Genomic DNA, 17,759 nt, shown 5'->3' with positions numbered 1-17,759 from the left:
ATGGAAATCGCAAAACGCGTTGCCCTGTGGCTGGGCCTGCTGGCCATGCTTTTCACGAGTTCGGTCGCCTGTGCCGGCGTCAATGACTCGATGGACAACTTCTGGAATGACAGCCTGTCGGCGTCGAATGGCGCTGGGCCGTCCGCCTACCAAGGCCAGGAGGCAGGCTATTACACGCTCGGCAACTATTCCACCCGCGCGCCCCAGATCACGTCCCAAATCTCGTCTGTGAGCTTGCCATCGGTGAAGGCGGGTTGTGGCGGTATCGACATCTATGGCGGCAGCTTTTCCTTCATCAACACCGACCAGATCGTCGCGACGTTCAAGGCGGTGGCCCAGAACGCCATGGGGCTTCTTTTCCAGATGGCGGTGAAAAGTCTGTCCGAACTGCTCGGCAACGAGATTGAGCAGATGTTCAACCTGGTCCAGAAGGCGAACCTCGGCGCTATCAATAGCTGCGAGGCGGCTCAGCAGCTCGTTAATGGCGCGGTGAATGCCCTACCGTCAGGTGCCCTGAAATCCTGCATGGAGATCGGCCTGCAGAACGGCAAATACGTCGACGAAGCGGCGGCGCGCGCCGCTTGCGGGTTCGGCGGCGAGGCCGAAAGCACGATCGGCGAGGCGAGCGACGACCAGCGCCAGACCCAGGCCTATAATCGCAACGTGGCCTGGGAAGCGATCATGAAGCATCCCCTGTTCGCTTCCGACAACCAGCTAGCAGAAACGATGATGACGCTCACCGGGACCACGATCGTCCGGGTCGACAGTGGGACCCCGGAGATTCACACCCTGGCGCCGGACGCCGATAGCGACGGCATGATCACGGCCCTACTCGACGGGGGATCGATCAAGGTCCATCAATGCTCGGATGCTGCCTGCCTCACGCTTGTGCCCTATGGCCAGACAGTGAATGTCGCTGGTCTGAAGGCCAAGGTCGTGACGGTGATCGACAGCATCGTCGGGAAGATCATCAACAAACAAACCCTGAGCAGCCAGGAAATCGACTTCCTAGGGCTGGCGACCATCCCAATGTACAAGATCGCTTCGGTCCAGGTTGCGGCGAACAAGGATCTAGCCGCGGTGGAAATGGAGAAATACGCCGACGCGATCGCGACCGATATTCTCATCGGCTGGCTCGAAGCCAACCTCCACGCGGTCCAAGCGGCCTCGGCGGACGTCGTTGGCACGGACGCTGAGACCACGACGGCCTGGCGGGCGGGTATCCGCGATATCATCGCCCGGCTCGATTCCCGTCAGCAGCTGATCGAGAACAGGATCACGGCGGTCCAGCAGCTGATCCAGCGCACGCGCATGTTCGAGGAGGACATCGCGGCCGACACGACCTCGCGCCTCGCGCAATCCATCCTCTATGCCAACACCAAGTCGACGAGCTGACCATGTGGGAATTCCGCGCATACGGGTCCGGCGCCCTCTATCACGACATCTTCAATGCTGTTGCGTTGATGTCCGGCGCCAACGCCATGGACTCGCTGATCCGGCTCGTCCTGGTCCTGGGCGTCGCCATGGCGATCGTGAAAGCCGTGACCGATTTCAATATCGGCGCGATCGTCCGCTGGTTCCTATTCGCCACCATCATCTACGGCGTCCTGTGGGTTCCGAAGGTGACGGTTCAGGTCGAGGATCGCCTCGATCCGGCCGCCGTCTATCCAACGGTCGCCAATGTCCCAGTAGGCGTTGGGCTTGCCGCGTCTCTCGTCAGCCAGGTCGGTGACCGGATCATCAGGATGACGGAAACGGCCTTTGCCGATCCGGCTGATGGCCGGTTCTCGTCGCACGGCATGGTGTTCGGGGCCAAGATGTTCGCAAAGATCAATGCGCTACGGCCGGCCGATCAGCGAACGGCCCTAAACCTGCGCGCCTATATGCAGGACTGCGCGCTCTACGACATCGAGGATAACACGGTCCAGATCGACGCGCTCAGCCGCTCGGCCGACATGTGGCAGACCCTGACGGCGTCGCCCAATCCGGCGCGCATGGCTTCCTACACATCGGCCGACGGCTCGACATCGCTGAAATCCTGCAGCGATTTCGTGACCGCCGTGAACACCGATCTCGGCGCGGATCTGCCGAATGTCCAGAAGTACCTGGTGGCGTCTGTCGATCCCGACGCGGCCGAGGCCGGAATGAACGCCCAGGAAGCCAATGTCTCCGGCGTGGTCGCGACGGCGATCGGTTCGAGCCAGGACGCCATGACGATCATCAAGCAGGCGGTCACGCGGAATATGCTGAATGACAGCCTGAAGGGCTATATGGGCACGTCGACCGGGGTGCTTGGCGCCACCATGGCGGAACTGCAGACGGCGAACACCCAGCGCCTTTTGGGCGTCGTCGCCGAGAAGGCGGTCGTCAATCTGAAGATCGTCATAGAATTGCTGTTCATCGGGATATTCCCCGTGATCTTTCCATTGTTCTTATTGCCGAAGCTAGGCCCGGCTATGGCGAAGGGTTACCTGGCCGGCTTCTTCTACCTCCAGCTCTGGGGCCCGATGTACGTCATCCTTCACAAGGTAATGATGGCGAACGCATACGCGCACACGGCTTCAGCGACCTTTGGCTCGGGGGGCACGCATGTGTTCAACGCCTTGACACTCGATGCTGCGGCGCAGGCCAACCAGGACGTCTGCACGCTGGCCGGCTCGATGATGCTGATGATCCCCGTCCTGGCTGGTCTGTTGACCAAGGGCGCAATGGCCGTTGGCGCCCAGGGCGAAGCGCTCTTGGGCAACTTCCGGTCGGGTGCCGAAAGCGCGTCGTCTTCGCTGACCAGTGGCAACTGGAGCCTTGGCAACACCGCCATCGAGAACCACAGCTGGTCGAACGAAAGTGCAAATCAGCATGTGACCAGCCGCTACGAGGACCGGTCGCGGTCTACGGCCGTCGGCGCCGATGGCGTCACCATGACGCGCTACGGTTCAGGACTCACGATCGCGAATGCGGCCGTCAGCTCGGGTGCGCTCGATTTGGCTCGCCAGGAGGGTTACAGCGAGTCGCTGTCGCGCACGTCGCAAAGCTATCTCGACGACAGTCGGTCGCTGACCGACGCCGTCAGCGTCGGGAAGACAAGGTCGAAGACCGTCATGGATGAGGTTTTCCGCGGTTGGAGCAATAACACGGTGAATCTCAGCGGCATGTCGAGCGAGGAGCAGGCGTCGTCCGGCCGGGTGATAAGCGATCTTCAGCAGCTCTCGCGCTACTACCAGACCAGCCATCACATGTCGAAGTCCGAGGCCGACGCCGAGGCGACGAGGGCAGGGGTCACGGCCTATGCGCAAGCCGAAGCCGGTGGCGATGTCGGATTCGCATCGGCGAAGGCCGGTGTGAAGGGAGAGGCCTCGAAAGACGCCAGCACAACCGCGACCCAAGCGAAGTCGAACGATCAGGGCTTCTCTCTGACCCAGTCGCTGTCGACGGAGATCGCCGACACGCATAACCGCGTCAGCACCGATGCCGCGCGTTCAGCCTACGACCGGTCCCATTCGAGTGACAACGGTCAGCGGCATGTCGATTCGACGAGCTTCAGCTCGCTGGAATCGATCACGGATACCGCGACGCGCCTGCGCGCGACCGGCAACCGTCTTTCGGAAGATGCGACGAACGTCCGAAACGGCAGCGAGTCGGTTTCTGGAAACGAGGGAACGGCCTTCTTCAACTGGATGATCCAGGAGAAGGGCCTTACCGTCGGAGACGCGCGGCGTGTCTGGATTGGCGCAAGCGCCACCGACTTGAACCATGGGATGGCCCTGGCGCAGGAATACAATAAACTACAGGCGGAGAGCCTGGCTGCCAAATACGATGCGGCCGCGACGCCGTCGAAGGCGGATATCCCGCTTACCCCCGACCTTGCCAACGCCGAGAAGGTCACGGATGCACTACACGACCAAGCGGATCTAAGGCCGGCTGTCGCCGCGCCCTCGCGCAAGCCCTTAAGGTCAAAGCGCAAAAGCGGGTCGCAAAATGCCGCTGCTGATACGCCTCCTCCCGCCGCCTGGCAGCCCCACGCGCCATCGCTCGAAGGCAGCCCGCAGGCAGCGGCCTTCACGCAGCGCAACGCCGCCGCGGCTTCAACGACGGACACAGTCAATCAAGGTGTCGCACATGGCGAAAATACGCTCGAGAACCAGCAGGTTCGCGAACATATCAACATCACAGACCAGCTTGGCTCGACCAAAGACAAGATTGTCGATGCCGGGAAAAAGCTAATCTCAAAAAAACGAAAGACTGAAGGCTAGTACCTGCGAGCCATAGAAAAAAGCCACATCGCTGCCCCCGCCGGAACGATGATCAACAGCAAAGTTTTGATAACGTCAACATCACGCAACCCAGCCGACAACGAAAGCCAGGCGAAAAATACCGAAATAAGCAGAGGGGAAAGCGACAAACCTATCAGGACGCCACGTGTCGCCTTGTAGCTCCAGACTATCTTGCGACTGAGCTGCTTGTTGAGAACATCCTGCGCTTCCGGTGTCAGTTCGACGCCCGGCAGGATCGCTACCGTAGCGGGTTCGGATTTCTTTTCCACCATGTCCACCTCCCTCGCGGCGATCACGGTTTGTTCGTACGCTTCTTTCGAAGAATTGGCAAGGCGGGCAGCACATTTGTTTAGTTGAGTCAGAAACTTAGTTGCCGGCAGATCACAGTCCGGCCGTGATAATGGAAGGATATGGGACATGGATTGGGAAGATCTGATTCCGAATGACGAACTCGACCTCGGCGTGAAGGTCATCACCCGCAAGACGGCCCTGCTGCTGCGGCTTGAGCCTAAGATTATGGACCGGCTCAAATGGAAAGAGCGGCGCGTAAAAATCCAGGTCAGCTTGAAGCAGGGGAAGAAGCGCGTGCGGATCGTGCCGGCCTCGACCGGTTGGGATCTGGTCGACAAAAAGGCCAAGGGCGCCGAGATTTCGATCAGGCAATTGGTGGCCACCGGTAAGTATACCCGCAAATGCGACGCGGCCATTGAGGGTGACGCACTGGTCATTTCATTGCCAGATGACTTCGAATTGAAGAATCCGGCGATGGTAATGCCCCCGCGTGCCCGCGCCGCGTGAGTGAAGTTGACCTTACGCAACCTTTCCGGCACCAAGTCGTGGCGTTGGGGAGATGTGAATGTTCGAAGTGCGCTTCGCGGTCCGCGAGTACGAGATCGATAGCCAGGGCGTGGTGAACCATGCGATTTACGTGAACTACCTGGAGCACGCGCGAAGCTTTTTCTTGCGCGCGCACGGTTTCGAATATGGGCGCCTGGTCGAACAGGGGCTGCACCTGATGGTCGCACACATGTCGCTGGATTTCAGGGAAGCTCTGCGCTCCGGGGACGAAGTTGTGGTTCGACTGTCGGCTCGGCGCGCAGGCGCGAAGCTCCACTTCCACCAGCAGATTTTAAGGGGCGCCGACCAACGGGTCTGCGTAACCGCGACGACCCATATTGTTTGCGTTCAGAACGGCCGCGTCACCCGAGGCGATTTCTTCGAGCACTTGATCAAGGATATCGAAAACAAACTGGCTCAGGAAACGGCCGAGTAGGGGGAGAACATGGTACCGACGCGTGAAGAGCCCACACCTTTCGTCATCGACGGCCGGCTGAACACGCTCGCCGCAATGGACGACTATTTCGCCATGGTTCGGCGGATGTTTCCGCACGATTTTGCGGATACTTCCCGGCGCTATTTTTTCGAGTTTGACGACCCAACCAAGACCCTGGACGGTCTGTACGACGCCAGTTCGGGTGCGCGGCTTGACAAGGGTGCTCACTACGACCTGACCTGGTCGTTTGATCAGTATTGTCACAACACCGTTGGCAGCCGCGGCTACAAGGCAATTGGAAACAAGGATCTTTCGCGTTTTCTCAAGGCCTACTGGGGTCTGCGCAACTTGCAGGCCGATCGAGGCGTCGGGGCGGTTAGTCTCGATGTCGCGACCTACTATGCAATGTCCATGGGAGCGGCGTTGCAATCCCTGGCGCAGGTCAAAGGTCGTCAGTTCGGCCGCGACATTGAAGACTGGGCGGTTTGAGAGTTATAGCTCCGGTGTCTGAATTGGCGACCTTCCCACTACAATTCCTCCGCCAACGACCTGACCAGTTCGACAATTCGACGTCGTTGTCTTCCGTTGCCGATGCGCGGGAAAGCTGACGCGAGCTCAATGCCCTCGCTCGTCATCAAGAAGCCGTGGACCATTTGCTCCGACATCGACTCGGAAAAACCGTCTGCGACCTCGTGCCCGCCATAGCCTTCGAAAAAGTATTGAATGGGCGCCTTGAGAGTCCGGGAGATCTCGTACAGCTTCGACGCGCTAATTCGGTTGAATCCACGCTCATATTTTTGCACTTGCTGGAACGTGAGATCGATCGTTTCCGCAAGGTCTTGTTGACTGAGGCCGAGAAATTTCCGACGCATTCGCACGCGCGCGCCTACGTGAATGTCCACTGGATTTGGCGACTTACCTTCTGAAGCTTCGTATGTCTTTGGTTTCATTCTGTTCCCCTGATATTCAAAATGCTCCGCTTCGCGTGCAGCAACGATAAGGTGGGCGTCCCGCCGGTCGGGTCTCGAAGGTCTTTCAATCGAAGAAATCTAGCAGGTTGAAGCGCCGACGGCGTCCGCCGTGCTCGCCTCGAAACCCACGGCCATCATCATGATGGCTGCGGCGGCCGTGACCATCATCGTGATATTCCGAGCGATAACCTTCTCGAGGACCGTAGGCGCGACCAGTGAGTTGATCCTCGATAGGGTAATCGCCTGGCTGCGCGATCGCTTCCGCAAGGCTGAGCAATTTTTCAAGCTCGCCACGGTCCAACCATACACCCCGGCATTGTGTGCAGACGTCGATCAGCACACCCTCCTTCATCACTTCTCGAAAACTTCCCTGGCAAACTGGGCAGGTCATTGCAGACATAGATTCTCTCAAAAGTCGAATGATCAAGACATCAGGAAGCGAGGACGGCAGGCGCCGTCTCTCTTCCTGAAGCGATGTGGAGAGGGATCTTCCCGACCACGTGTTCCGCGTCGCGGCCAACGCCCATGATCAGCCCAGACGATGCGCTGGCTTGGTGGGGCCGGCCGACAAAGAAGAGACCGGGAACGGGGGAGACACCCTGGTCCATAAGGAAATGGCCCGCCGGGTCTTTCGCGGCTGGAATGTCGATCCATCGCGTGTCCAGGAGGTGCCCTAACGCCCAGACGACGGATCTAATAGTCGCCTGGCTACCGTCCGAGAAGGTCACAATATTGCCGGAGGCAGAGATCAACCGCGGCTTCCATTTCACGCCAAGATCTACCAGCGCCTCCTTTTCAGGAACGCTGGTCGGAATGAAATCGATTCGTGGCCGGTTGGGCTTGAACTTCCGGACTTTGTAGATGCCGAACTTCTCCAGCCACCACCACATGGTCTTGCCCAGAAACCGCTCCGGCAGCACGACCCGAGGCCGCCCGCTCGCGATGAAGACCTCATGAGTGGCGGCCAATTCCGCGGCGATTTCTCTCCCTGCGGCCCCGTCGCCAGCTACCAAAACGGGGCCTGACGGGACATTCTTTGGGTTTGCATAGTTATAGGTGTGGAATTGGGCAACCTTGGGACTGAAGTCCTTGCGCATGGGCGGGAGTGCAGCGCCCGGGTAGGTGCCGAAAGCGAGAATGACATTGCGCGCCCGAATGATCGGATTATTGGGGATGACGAGTGTGTAAAATCCATCGGCGGTTTGGGTGACACGGTCGACCCTCACCCCATATTTGACCGGGAGGTCGAAGGTTTTCGCGTAGGTCTCCAGATAGTCGGCGAACTCACTGGCGGCCGGCCGGCCAGCAGGATCGCCGGGCATGGGCATGCCCGGCAAGCCGTTCAATTCGCGCGGTGTTATCAGGATGAGGCTATCATAACGGTTGCGCCACATCTGACCGACGCGCCGTTCCCGATCTACAATGAGAAAGTCCGCGCCGGCATGTTTTAAGTAATAGCCGGCCGCCAGTCCTGACTGTCCGGCGCCGATAACCACAACATCGATCACCTTTGAACGGGGAAGGGCTTCTACCGGCTTAGGCATTTCCGGTCCCCTTCCATCCCAACAGACGCATGGCGTTCAGGGTGACAAGGACAGTGGCGCCCGTGTCGGCCAGGATAGCGGGCCACAAACCTGTGATGCCGATGATCGTCGTGACGAGGAAGACGGCCTTCAGACCCAGCGCGATCGAGATATTCTGTGTGATGTTGCTCATCGCGGATTTCGACAAGCCGATCATGTCGGCAATGTCTTTGACGCGGCCATGCAAAATGGCAGCATCGGCCGTTTCCAGAGCTACGTCCGTTCCACCGCCCATGGCGATGCCGATATCCGCGGCGGCGAGCGCGGGTGCGTCATTGATGCCGTCGCCAACCTTGGCAACGATCTCGCCCTTTTCCTTCAGTTCCTTGACGATTGCCTGCTTGTCTTCCGGCAGTAGCTCCGCGCGCGCCTCCATACCGAGTTGCTGCGCGATCGCGGTCCCGGTTCGCTTGTTGTCCCCGGTCAGCATCAGCGTCTTGATGCCGAGGTCTTTCAACGCATCGAGGCCGGCCTTGGCATCTTCGCGAGGCTCGTCTCGAATAGCGACGTAACCGGCAATTTTGCCGTCGACCAGAAGCACCGAGACGGTTTTGCCATCGTCGTTAAGCTTCTCGATCTGCTTCTTGTCGTCGTCCGACAGAGCCACCTTTTCTTCGGCAGCCTTGGGAGAGAAAAGGGCGACTTCCCTTCCATCGACCTTCCCGACGACGCCTTTCCCCCCGATGGCCTTAGAATCCTGAGCCGAGCCGTGGTCGACATTGCGCGACTTGGCTTCGTTCAGAATCGCGACTGCAAGGGGGTGGCTGGAGCCGGATTCGAGGGCAGCCGCCAGCTTCAGCAGCTCCGCGTCTTCCATGTCCTTCCCGATAATGTCCGTGACTTTCGGTTTGCCCTCGGTAAGGGTGCCAGTCTTGTCCATGGCGACGAATGTCACCTTGCGGAAGGTTTCAAGGACAGCGCCGCCCTTCATGAGAAGGCCACGGCGGGCGCCTGCGGACAAGGCCGCTGCGATCGCGGCCGGCGTCGAAATGACCAGGGCGCAAGGGCAACCAATGAGCAGAACGGCAAGCCCTTTATAGACCCATTGGGACCAGGATGCGCCCATGAGCAAGGGAGGGATGACCGTCACTAAGGCGGCGAAGATCATCACGCCCGGCGTATAGTACCGAGAGAACCGGTCGATGAATCGCTCGGTCGGCGCCTTCGATTCCTGCGCTTCCTCGACCAGCTTGATGACGCGGGCGATGGTGTTGTCCTCGGCAGTGGCCGTAATGCGAACCTTGAGAACGCCTTCGTCATTGATGGTCCCGGCATAAACCTGGTCACCGACTGTCTTCTTTTTTGGAACAGACTCACCGGTGACAGGGGCTTCGTCGACCGCGCTTTCACCCTCGGTGACTTGTCCGTCTGCCGGCACGCGATCGCCAGGCTTCACGATAACGATGTCGTCGAGCTTCAACTCGCTCGCCTGGACCTTGATCGCCTTGCCATCGCGTTCGACGGTGGCCTCTTTCGGGACGAGCGTGGCTAGCGCTTTGATGCTGGCGCGTGCACGGCCGGCGGCAAATCCTTCGAGCAACTCGCCGACCAGGAACAGAACGATGACGACAGCCGCTTCTTCCGCGGCGTTGATCACAATCGCGCCGACCGCCGCAACCGTCATCAACGTCTCGATCGTGAACGGGTAGCCTTTGGTTATCCCCTTGAAGGCGCGCCCGGCGATCGGAACCAGGCCGACGAGCATGGCGACGATATAACCCCACGGTGCCGTATACGGTAAAAGCTTGGCGATCAAATAGGCGACGCCGAATGCGGCGGCACAGGCCAGTGTCAGCCGAGCCTTGGCGGTCTTCCAGATTGGCCCGTCTTCCTCCTCGTGATCGTGACCGTGGAGGCCTTCAAGTTCGTCGTCTTCGTGGTGGTGCTCCCCGTGCTTTTCAGCCTTTCCCCCAGTTGCCTTCTTGGATGTCTTGCCCTCGTCCGGAGGGCAGCATGGATCGTGTGCCATGACATAGTCTTTCGTATGAGATCAGGTGGCCCGGATTTTCGGACGCAATTCACCTGTCGTGAAATCCAGCAGGCGCCGGTTCTCCAGCGTCCGGTCGGTGCTACACGCGCGTGTCGGGTTCGAGTGCACACGGAACACCCGTGTCCCCCAATTCGATCTGGACAGTTGCGTGGTTGATGGCGAAGTCTTCTTCGAGCTCGTGCGCGAGGTAACGAAGGAAGGCATCGCCGGGGTGTCCGCCTCGCATGACCATATGCGCGGACAATGCTGTCTCAGTTGTGCTGAGCCCCCAGATGTGGAGGTCGTGAACGCTATCGACGCCTTCCTGACCTTGTAGGAATTCCCGAACTTTCTTGGTGTCAACGCCAGGGGGAACAGCGTGCAAGGACAGGTTCATCGAGTCCTTGAGCAGGCCCCAGGTGCCAAGCATGATGATGGCAGCGATGACCAGGCTGACGACAGGGTCAAGCCACAGCCAGCCCATCGCTAGCATGACGGCGCCTGAGACGACGACGCCGGCCGATACCGCCGCGTCGGCTGCGAGGTGCAGGAACGCGCCCCGGACGTTGAGATCGCCCTTGGAACCGCTCATGAACAGGAACGCCGTGAACCCGTTGACGAGGATGCCAAACCCTGCGACGATCATGACTGTGATGCCGGCCGAAGGTTCTGGGTTTTCGAACCGTTGGATCGCTTCCCAGGCGACGCCGCCCACCGCGACAAGCAGAAAGACGGCATTGGCCAGTGCCGCGACGATCGAGGCGCTGCGCAGACCATACGTATAACGGCCAGATGGCTGGCGCTTGGCCAGAACGGTGGCGCCCCAAGCTACAAACAGGCCCAGCACGTCCGACGCATTGTGACCGGCATCGGCGAGCAAGGACAACGAATTGGCTTTTAGGCCGTAAAGGACTTCCCCGCCTATAAAGAGCGAATTGAGGAGAATACCGACCAGGAAGGCCAAGCCGAAATCTTTCGGCGCGTGACTTTGTCCACCCGGACCATGGGAATGCCCGTGTCCGCCATGCCCGTGCGCATGACCCTGGTCCTTGCCGGAGCCGTGGTTGTGATCATGCGAATGGGAATGGTGGGGATCGGAATGGTCGTGAGTATGAGCCACGGTATTTACTCCTCGATGTCACGGGATATGCCTGGATAAATCCAGCTAGATCGGACTGGGTTGCCCGGTTAGGCTCTCGCAGATTTTGCGTTGCCGGGTGATGTGGTCGGCTGCGGCGTCGCCATATTTGCGAGAAATTGCTGCCAGTCGTTCGGTGCATTCCTGCATGAGGGCCGGTGCTGTCGCGTCCGTGGCATCTGCCATCAGCCAGCAAAGGTTTCGCATCGCTCTGACCTCGGTTCCGGGGTCATTGTCGATCTGGGACCGCCGCCGGGCACCGCCGCTTCGATAATCCGCCTTCTGATGAGCCGGCCAGATTGCCTCGGATTGGCAGCGATAGCTCAACGCGCGTCGAGCCTTTGCATCTTGCAGGCTCGTAGCGGGGAACGGTCCGGATGGGGCGGTGGCGCATCCAACCAGCGCCACCGCCATCGCCGCTACCGCGGCAACGTAAGGGAGGGTACGAGGGGTCATTTGTCGCCTACCCTTACGATTACGACCGCTTCCATCGTGATGAGGGCGATACCGTTGATGTCATCCAGGCTGTTGACCAGGGCCTGAAGTTTTTCCTGGTCGTCGATCATCTCGATGACGACCGAGCGCTCGTCTTCCAGAATGTGCCGTGTGCGAAGATGCGCGTTGCGACCAAATCCGAGCCGCGCGTCCAGTACTGTGGCGCCGGCGATTTCTTGTTCTCTGGCGCGTTCGCAGATGAGCTGGAAAACCTTGGTGGAACCGGAATATGCGTTTTCGCTGGTGTAGATTCTCAATAGTTTCGTAGTGTTCATGAAGTTCTCTCCTGTAGGGGTCTCGGCGCACGCATCGCGGCGCCGAGACTTTCTGCCTATGCGTGGTGGTTGACTTCGGCCGGGGTTTCCGTGGCCGGCTTGACGCGCTTTTTCTGCAAAGCGCCCAAGACCACAGCGGAAATCGCGGGAAGGACCAGGAGGGTGAGGAAGGTCGCGCCGACCAGACCGCCGATAACGACCATGGCCAGAGGCTTCTGAACCTCAGCGCCCGTGCCGTGAGCCAGAGCCATTGGAATGAAGCCAATGGCCGGCACCAGGCCGGTCATGAGGACGGGGCGCACCCGCTCGTACACGCCGTTGACGATGGCCGTCTTAAGCTCCACGCCGCTTTCAATGTGGCTTCTGATATTGCTCATCACGACCAGACCGTTGAGGACGGCGACACCCGACAAGCAGATGAAGCCGACGGCGGCCGACACCGAGAAGGCAATGCCGGTTGCCGCGAGGGTGAAAACACCCCCGGCCAGGCCCAGCGGGACGGCCGTGAAGACGGCGATCGCACGCCCCAGGCTACCGAGCGCGAGATACAGCAGGCCGAAGATGACCGCGAAGCAGATCGGCACGACCAGCATCAGGCGGTCGGAAGCCGCCTTCAGGTTCTGGAACTGGCCGCCCCATTCGAGATAAGAGCCCGCCGGGATTTCGACGGCTTCGACCTTCGGCAGGGCTTCCGCCACGAACGATCCGACGTCACGACCGCGAACGTTCGCCTGGATCACCACGCGACGTTTGCCGTTTTCGCGGGAGATCTGGTTCAGACCGTCCGTGAAGCTGAAGCGCGCCACCTGACTTAGGGGGATGGTGCCTTTGCCTTCCGGTAGGACGATAGGCAATGCCATCAGCTCGTCCAGATTATCTCTGGTTTGCTGAGGGACGCGGACCATGATCGGAAAGCGTCGATCGCCTTCGAACACCAGTCCGGCCTCGCGCCCGCCCATGGCGGCCGAGACGGTATCGGCAACGTCCTCAACCGACAAACCGTACTGGGCGATAGCGGCCCGGTCGAATTGAACGTCGAGGGTAGGGGAGCCACCCGTTTGTTCGGCCTTCACGTCTGCCGCACCAGGTACGGATTGGAGCGCCGCCACGATCTTGGCTGCCGATGCCGACATCTTGTCGAGGTCGTCACCGTAGAGCTTGATCGCCACGTCGCCGCGAACACCGGCGATCAGCTCGTTGAAGCGAAGCTGAATCGGCTGGCTGAGTTCATAGGCGTTGCCAAGCTGAGCGTTGGCTGTCTTTTCGATCTGCTCGACGACTTCAGACTTCGACTCCACACCTTTCGGCCACTTGTCCTTTTCCTTCAGGATGACGAAGCCGTCCGAAATGTTGGGTGGCATGGGGTCGGTGGCAACCTCGGCCGTACCGGTCTTGGAGAACATCAGTTCGACTTCGGGCAATGCCGTTATGGCCTTTTCGACGTCGAGCTGCATCTTGAGCGATTGCTCGAGTGACGTCGAAGGCACCCGCGAGGACGAGAGAGCTACGTTCTTTTCGTCGAGTTGCGGAATGAATTCCTGGCCGAGGGTGGTGTAGACGACGCCTGCAAGAAGAAAGACAGCGGCGCCGCCGGCGATGAAGCGCCATGGCTTAACCACGGCCATCTTCAGGAAGGGTTCGTAGATCGTCTTGGTCTTGGCGACGAGCCACACATCCTTCTCCGCGACCTTGCCACGGATCAGGATCGCGACCATTGCTGGGACAAAGGTGAGCGAGAGCACGAAAGCCGCGCCCAAGGCCAGCATGATCGTGATGGCCATAGGCGAGAAGGTTTTGCCTTCGACGCCCGAGAAGGTGAACAGCGGTGCGAAGACAAGGAAGATGATGGCCTGGCCAAAGATGGTCGGTTTGATCATTTCCTGGCCGGCGGCCATGGTCTCTTCCAGGCGTTCTTTCAGCGTCAGCAGGCGGCCTTCATGGTGCTGCCGTTCGGCCAGTCGTCTGAGGCAGTTTTCGATAATGATGACGCTGCCGTCGACGATCAGGCCGAAGTCCAGCGCGCCCAAGCTCATCAGGTTACCAGGCACTTTGAAGTAGTTCATGCCGCTCGCCATCATCAGGAACGAGACCGGGATGATGAGGACCGCGATCAAAGAGGCCCGCCAGTTGCCGAGCAACAGGAACAGGGCGGCGGCGACTAGGATGGCGCCTTCTGTCAGGTTCCGTTCGACGGTAGAGACGGTAGCATTGACCAACTTGGACCGGTCGAGCGTGGTGGTAATCGAGATGCCAGCGGGCAAAGACTTCTTGACGTTTTCGAGGCGCTCGCCCACCGCCTTGGCGACGGTGCGGCTGTTCTCGCCGATCAGCATCAAGGTGGTGCCGATGACGACTTCGTGGCCGTTCATGCTGGCCGCACCCGTGCGTAGATCGCCGCCGACTGAGACGCTTGCGACGTCACGGACAGGGATGCCAACGCCATTTCGTGTAGCAACAATGGCTGAGGAGATTTCTTCCTGCGAACGGATGCGGGCATCGGCACGGACCAGAAAGGCTTCGCCACCACGGTTGAGATAGTTGGCGCCGGCCGACAGGTTAGAGGCTTCGAGAGCCTTGGCCAGTTCCGAATAGGAAATGCCCAATGCCGTCATGCGGGAAGGGTCTGGTTCCACGACAAACTGCTTTTCGTAGCCCCCGATCGAATCGACGCCGGCGACGCCCTTCACGGTCCGAAGCTGTGGCGCGATGATCCACTGTTGAACGGTGCGCAGATACGCGGCGCGGGCCACGTCGGTCGTCAGGCGGTCGCCTTCCGGTGTCAGGAACGAGCCATCGGATTGCCATCCGGGCTGGCCGTTGTTGATCTTGGCACCTTTGCCGCCGGGGTTCGTGAAGTCCACAGAGTACATGTAAACTTCGCCCAGGCCGGTCGTGACGGGGCCGACGCCGGGCTGAACGCCATCAGGCAAGCTGTCGCGCGCCTGTGTCAGACGTTCGCTGACCTGCTGACGGGCGAAATAGAGGTCGGTCTTGTCGGAAAAAACCGCCGTGACCTGGCTGAAGCCGTTACGCGAAAGGGAGCGGGTTGTCTCCAGGCCGGGAATGCCGGCCAAGGCCGTCTCGATCGGGAAGGTGACACGCTTTTCCATTTCGATCGGCGACAGGCCTGAACTGACGGTATTGATCTGGACCTGGCGGTTGGTGATGTCGGGAACGGCATCGATCGGCAGCTTGGTTAGCTGCCAGGCACCGAAGGCCCCGACGAGCACGGTGAGAATGAGAACCAGCCATCGCGCTCGGACAGACAGGTTGATGAGGTTGCCTATCATCCTATTCTTCCTCTGCGCTCTTGCTGATTTCGGCCTTCAGGAGGAAGGCATTCTTGGTGGCGATAGCGCTGCCTGACGGCAGGCCGGACACGATCTCGATGCGCCCGGCGCTACGTTGGCCTGTCACAACCGGCTGCGGCTTAAAGCCTGTGCTGGTCCGCACGAAGACCACGTCCCGGCCGTCGACAGACTGCACGGACTCCTCCGGCACGACGATTGCCGAGCTACCACCTGTTGCGGCACCCGACACGAACATGCGTACCCGGATGCTGCGGCCAGGAACCAGTTGGGCACCCGGCGCGTCGATAACGGCCGTGGCGGTCCGGGTTGCGGCATCCAAGGAAGGCGTGACTGAACGGACGCGGCCTTCGATGTTCTGACCGTCACCTGTATCGATCAGAACGCGGTCGCCGGCGGCAACGCGCGGGGCATCGAGGGCGCTGATAGCGGCTTCGATCTGTGTCTTGGCCGGGTCGGAAACGCGGAACAGTTCCGTCTCCGGTTGGACGAACGCGCCCAAGCTGGCCGTCGCCGCTGTGACGCGGCCCGAAATCGGGCTGATCACGCGCGTGCCGCGGCCATCGGATGTGACGCCCGCATTGCTGGCGGCGATACTTGCGCGAGCCGCATCGGCATTGGCGGCTTCTGCTTCAGCGATGGCCTGCTGATATTCGGCCTTGGGAGTGATACCTTGCTCGTACAGGGATTTTTCACGAGCGAGGGTTTGCTGGGCCAGGGTAGCCTTAGCGCCTGCTGAACGGCGATCGGCTGCGATCTGGGCAGCATCGTTGCTGCTGACCAGGGCAAGCGTTTCACCCGCTTGGACCGGGTCACCAAGGCGCTTGAAGATCTGCGTCACGGTGCCGCCGGCGCGTGCCGTCATGACAGCCTGGCCGGAGGGTGCGGACATGACCGAACCCTGGGCGAGGATTTCGGACGACAGACCGCCGGCCTCGACAGTCTGGACGATGATGCCGGCTTGTTGAATCGTCTCTGCCTTAACGGTCAGGACTTTCGGCGCGGCCGCCTCGGCCTTTTCCTCGGCGGCCGCTTTGGGGGCCGATGGCGACGTCATTTTTGCAATGCCGAAGCCCAGGAGTGCGGCGACAATTACGGCTGCGGCGACGCCGCCGTAGAGAGTCTTGTTGGTCGCTTTTTTAGGGAAGGTTTCGTTACGCATTAGAGGTCTCCGAATGGGGCGACGCCTTGCAAGCGCGCTAGCGTCGCTTCGGCGTTGAGGCGCTCGACTCGTGCGGTCAGAGCCTGGGACCTGGCGTCCGTCAGGGCACGTCGAGCGTTGAGAACTTCAGCCAGTGGGATTTTGCCGCTTTCGTAGCCGATCCGTGTCAGCCGGTAGGCTTCTTCAGCTGTCGTCTCGGCATTACGGGTCGCCGTCACGTGGGTACGTGCGGCGAAAAGGGAGGCGAGGGCCGCGCTCGTTTCGGAGACCGCATCCAGGCGAGCCTGTTCGAGGCGAGCCAGCGCCGCGTCGCGTTGCGATCCGGCGGCGGCGACATTGCCACGATTACGATCAAAGACCGGGAAGGGCATGCTAACCCCACCGACAAGCGCGCTGGTCCTGTCAGCTTGCAGGCGCCTGACACCAAGAGACACGGTCGCATCCGGTACGCCCAGGCTTCTTTGCACCTTGATTTGTGCTTGAGCGCTTTCAACGTCGGCCTTCGCTGTCAGGTAAGACGGTGTGTTCAATGGGTCGATGTCAGGAGGCGTTTCGTTGACGTCCGCGTGGGCCAGGATGTCCTGGGAAACCGAGGTGTAGGGAACGGGCGAACCAGAAATCGCGGTCAACCTTGCGAACGCCTCAGCGCGTGCGGCCTTGGCTTCGTCGACTTCCGCGCGCGCCGACTCGGTGGCAGCTCGGGCTTGAGCCTGGCGAAGCTGGGCTTCCTTGCCCGCATCGACCAATGCCGTGACCCGCCGATCGTCTTCTTCCGTCAGAGAAAGGGCGTCAGTGGCGAGGGCGAGCCGCTTGTCAGCCGCTTCGGCTTGGATGTAGGCGAGCGCCAAATCATAGCCATAATCGGCGACAGTTTGGGACTTCTGCGCCCGCGCGGCGCCGACACCGGCCTGTCCGGCTTGAATTCTGGCGGAACGCTTCCCGCCGAGTTCGAGCGTTTGGTCGATAGAGAAGGTCGTCTCCGCGGACCGGAAGTCGCGGTACGAATCTCGACCGCCGAAGTTTTCCGACTGGAGATTGAGCGATGGGTTTGGACGCGCGCGCGCCTGGGTCAGGAGGTTGTTCGCTTGATCGACGTTGGCGTCAGCTTCACGCAGGCGAGGAGAGTTTGCGGATTGAGCAAGCAACTCTCTGTACGACGGTGCCGTGTCGGCGAGCGCCGTGTTGAAACACAGCCCCCACAGACCAGCCACCGCCACCGCTGCCACGAGCGGCTTTGGGGACATGAATGTCATTAGATCCTCTGGATATTGAAAAAACGTGCAGATTCACTGCGTCATCGCGTGACGCAGGCGC

At 60.4% G+C, this 17,759-nt stretch carries 15 protein-coding genes; 5 read left to right on the top strand and 10 right to left on the bottom strand.

Going from position 1 to position 17,759, the window contains the following annotated elements:
* Complete coding sequence (locus J2X24_RS08015; protein WP_209719221.1) at positions 1-1,395, top strand: conjugal transfer protein TraH; 1,395 nt, start codon at positions 1-3, stop codon at positions 1,393-1,395.
* 2 nt (positions 1,396-1,397) lie between these two features.
* A complete protein-coding gene (locus tag J2X24_RS08010; RefSeq protein WP_209719218.1) occupies positions 1,398-4,250 on the top strand; it encodes a conjugal transfer protein TraG N-terminal domain-containing protein in 2,853 nt (950 codons plus the stop codon).
* Here J2X24_RS08010 and J2X24_RS08005 read toward each other — a convergent pair.
* Positions 4,247-4,690 (bottom strand): hypothetical protein, encoded by a 444-nt coding sequence (locus J2X24_RS08005; protein ID WP_209719214.1) that lies wholly within the window; start codon positions 4,688-4,690, stop codon positions 4,247-4,249. The two genes, J2X24_RS08010 and J2X24_RS08005, sit on opposite strands and share 4 nt — an antisense overlap.
* Between J2X24_RS08005 and J2X24_RS08000 the strand changes: the two genes are divergently transcribed.
* Genes J2X24_RS08000 through J2X24_RS07990 form a run of 3 tightly spaced genes read left to right on the top strand, consistent with a single transcriptional unit; the run spans position 4,689 to position 6,033 of the window.
* A complete protein-coding gene (locus J2X24_RS08000; RefSeq protein WP_209719211.1) occupies positions 4,689-5,069 on the top strand; it encodes a hypothetical protein in 381 nt (126 codons plus the stop codon). The genes J2X24_RS08005 and J2X24_RS08000 overlap by 2 nt on opposite strands.
* 58 nt (positions 5,070-5,127) lie before the next feature.
* Positions 5,128-5,544 (top strand): acyl-CoA thioesterase, encoded by a 417-nt coding sequence (locus J2X24_RS07995; RefSeq protein ID WP_209719208.1) that lies wholly within the window; start codon positions 5,128-5,130, stop codon positions 5,542-5,544.
* A gap of 9 nt (positions 5,545-5,553) precedes the next feature.
* Positions 5,554-6,033 carry a hypothetical protein gene (locus tag J2X24_RS07990; protein ID WP_209719205.1) on the top strand — a complete coding sequence of 160 codons (480 nt, stop codon included), beginning with the start codon at positions 5,554-5,556 and terminating at the stop codon, positions 6,031-6,033.
* 38 nt (positions 6,034-6,071) lie between these two features.
* Here the strand turns inward: J2X24_RS07990 and J2X24_RS07985 are convergent, their stop codons facing one another.
* The 9 genes from J2X24_RS07985 to J2X24_RS07945 all read right to left on the bottom strand — a co-directional run bounded on the left by J2X24_RS07985 (position 6,072) and on the right by J2X24_RS07945 (position 17,698).
* Positions 6,072-6,494, bottom strand: coding sequence for a helix-turn-helix domain-containing protein (locus J2X24_RS07985; protein ID WP_245344539.1), 423 nt, complete (start codon positions 6,492-6,494; stop codon positions 6,072-6,074).
* An 85-nt stretch (positions 6,495-6,579) separates the two neighbouring features.
* The gene (locus J2X24_RS07980) at positions 6,580-6,915 is read right to left on the bottom strand and encodes a TFIIB-type zinc ribbon-containing protein (RefSeq protein WP_209719202.1); all 336 of its coding nucleotides are present in this window, start codon (positions 6,913-6,915) and stop codon (positions 6,580-6,582) included.
* A gap of 31 nt (positions 6,916-6,946) precedes the next feature.
* Positions 6,947-8,059, bottom strand: coding sequence for a flavin-containing monooxygenase (locus tag J2X24_RS07975; RefSeq protein ID WP_209719199.1), 1,113 nt, complete (start codon positions 8,057-8,059; stop codon positions 6,947-6,949).
* On the bottom strand, positions 8,052-10,067 hold the full coding sequence (locus tag J2X24_RS07970) for a heavy metal translocating P-type ATPase (protein WP_209719196.1): 2,016 nt from the start codon (positions 10,065-10,067) through the stop codon (positions 8,052-8,054). The genes J2X24_RS07975 and J2X24_RS07970 overlap by 8 nt, the downstream gene beginning before the upstream one ends.
* A gap of 100 nt (positions 10,068-10,167) precedes the next feature.
* The gene (locus J2X24_RS07965) at positions 10,168-11,187 is read right to left on the bottom strand and encodes a cation diffusion facilitator family transporter (protein WP_209719193.1); all 1,020 of its coding nucleotides are present in this window, start codon (positions 11,185-11,187) and stop codon (positions 10,168-10,170) included.
* Between the two features lie 470 nt (positions 11,188-11,657).
* Complete coding sequence (locus J2X24_RS07960; protein WP_209719190.1) at positions 11,658-11,975, bottom strand: DUF190 domain-containing protein; 318 nt, start codon at positions 11,973-11,975, stop codon at positions 11,658-11,660.
* Between the two features lie 56 nt (positions 11,976-12,031).
* Complete coding sequence (locus tag J2X24_RS07955; RefSeq protein ID WP_209719187.1) at positions 12,032-15,265, bottom strand: efflux RND transporter permease subunit; 3,234 nt, start codon at positions 15,263-15,265, stop codon at positions 12,032-12,034.
* 1 nt (position 15,266) lies between these two features.
* Positions 15,267-16,445 (bottom strand): efflux RND transporter periplasmic adaptor subunit, encoded by a 1,179-nt coding sequence (locus tag J2X24_RS07950; protein ID WP_209719184.1) that lies wholly within the window; start codon positions 16,443-16,445, stop codon positions 15,267-15,269.
* Entirely contained in the window at positions 16,445-17,698 is a 1,254-nt protein-coding gene (locus tag J2X24_RS07945; RefSeq protein WP_245344538.1) for a TolC family protein, read from the bottom strand. The genes J2X24_RS07950 and J2X24_RS07945 overlap by 1 nt, the downstream gene beginning before the upstream one ends.
* Positions 17,699-17,759 lie beyond the last annotated feature (61 nt).

The organism is Asticcacaulis solisilvae (assembly GCF_017875235.1).
GTDB lineage: Bacteria > Pseudomonadota > Alphaproteobacteria > Caulobacterales > Caulobacteraceae > Asticcacaulis > Asticcacaulis solisilvae_A.
Note: the sequence above shows the minus strand (reverse complement) of the source record. Positions and strands in the feature narration are given on the sequence as shown.

What these genes read in the sequence shown, in the direction of transcription:
- J2X24_RS08015 (WP_209719221.1), top strand. Translation starts at nt 1, where the DNA reads ATGGAAATCGCAAAACGCGTTGCCCTGTGGCTGGGCCTGCTGGCCATG.
- J2X24_RS08010 (WP_209719218.1), top strand. Translation starts at nt 1,398, where the DNA reads ATGTGGGAATTCCGCGCATACGGGTCCGGCGCCCTCTATCACGACATC.
- J2X24_RS08000 (WP_209719211.1), top strand. Translation starts at nt 4,689, where the DNA reads ATGGATTGGGAAGATCTGATTCCGAATGACGAACTCGACCTCGGCGTG.
- J2X24_RS08005 (WP_209719214.1), bottom strand. Translation starts at nt 4,690, where the DNA reads ATGTCCCATATCCTTCCATTATCACGGCCGGACTGTGATCTGCCGGCA.
- J2X24_RS07995 (WP_209719208.1), top strand. Translation starts at nt 5,128, where the DNA reads ATGTTCGAAGTGCGCTTCGCGGTCCGCGAGTACGAGATCGATAGCCAG.
- J2X24_RS07990 (WP_209719205.1), top strand. Translation starts at nt 5,554, where the DNA reads ATGGTACCGACGCGTGAAGAGCCCACACCTTTCGTCATCGACGGCCGG.
- J2X24_RS07985 (WP_245344539.1), bottom strand. Translation starts at nt 6,494, where the DNA reads ATGAAACCAAAGACATACGAAGCTTCAGAAGGTAAGTCGCCAAATCCA.
- J2X24_RS07980 (WP_209719202.1), bottom strand. Translation starts at nt 6,915, where the DNA reads ATGTCTGCAATGACCTGCCCAGTTTGCCAGGGAAGTTTTCGAGAAGTG.
- J2X24_RS07975 (WP_209719199.1), bottom strand. Translation starts at nt 8,059, where the DNA reads ATGCCTAAGCCGGTAGAAGCCCTTCCCCGTTCAAAGGTGATCGATGTT.
- J2X24_RS07970 (WP_209719196.1), bottom strand. Translation starts at nt 10,067, where the DNA reads ATGGCACACGATCCATGCTGCCCTCCGGACGAGGGCAAGACATCCAAG.
- J2X24_RS07960 (WP_209719190.1), bottom strand. Translation starts at nt 11,975, where the DNA reads ATGAACACTACGAAACTATTGAGAATCTACACCAGCGAAAACGCATAT.
- J2X24_RS07955 (WP_209719187.1), bottom strand. Translation starts at nt 15,265, where the DNA reads ATGATAGGCAACCTCATCAACCTGTCTGTCCGAGCGCGATGGCTGGTT.
- J2X24_RS07950 (WP_209719184.1), bottom strand. Translation starts at nt 16,445, where the DNA reads ATGCGTAACGAAACCTTCCCTAAAAAAGCGACCAACAAGACTCTCTAC.
- J2X24_RS07945 (WP_245344538.1), bottom strand. Translation starts at nt 17,698, where the DNA reads ATGACATTCATGTCCCCAAAGCCGCTCGTGGCAGCGGTGGCGGTGGCT.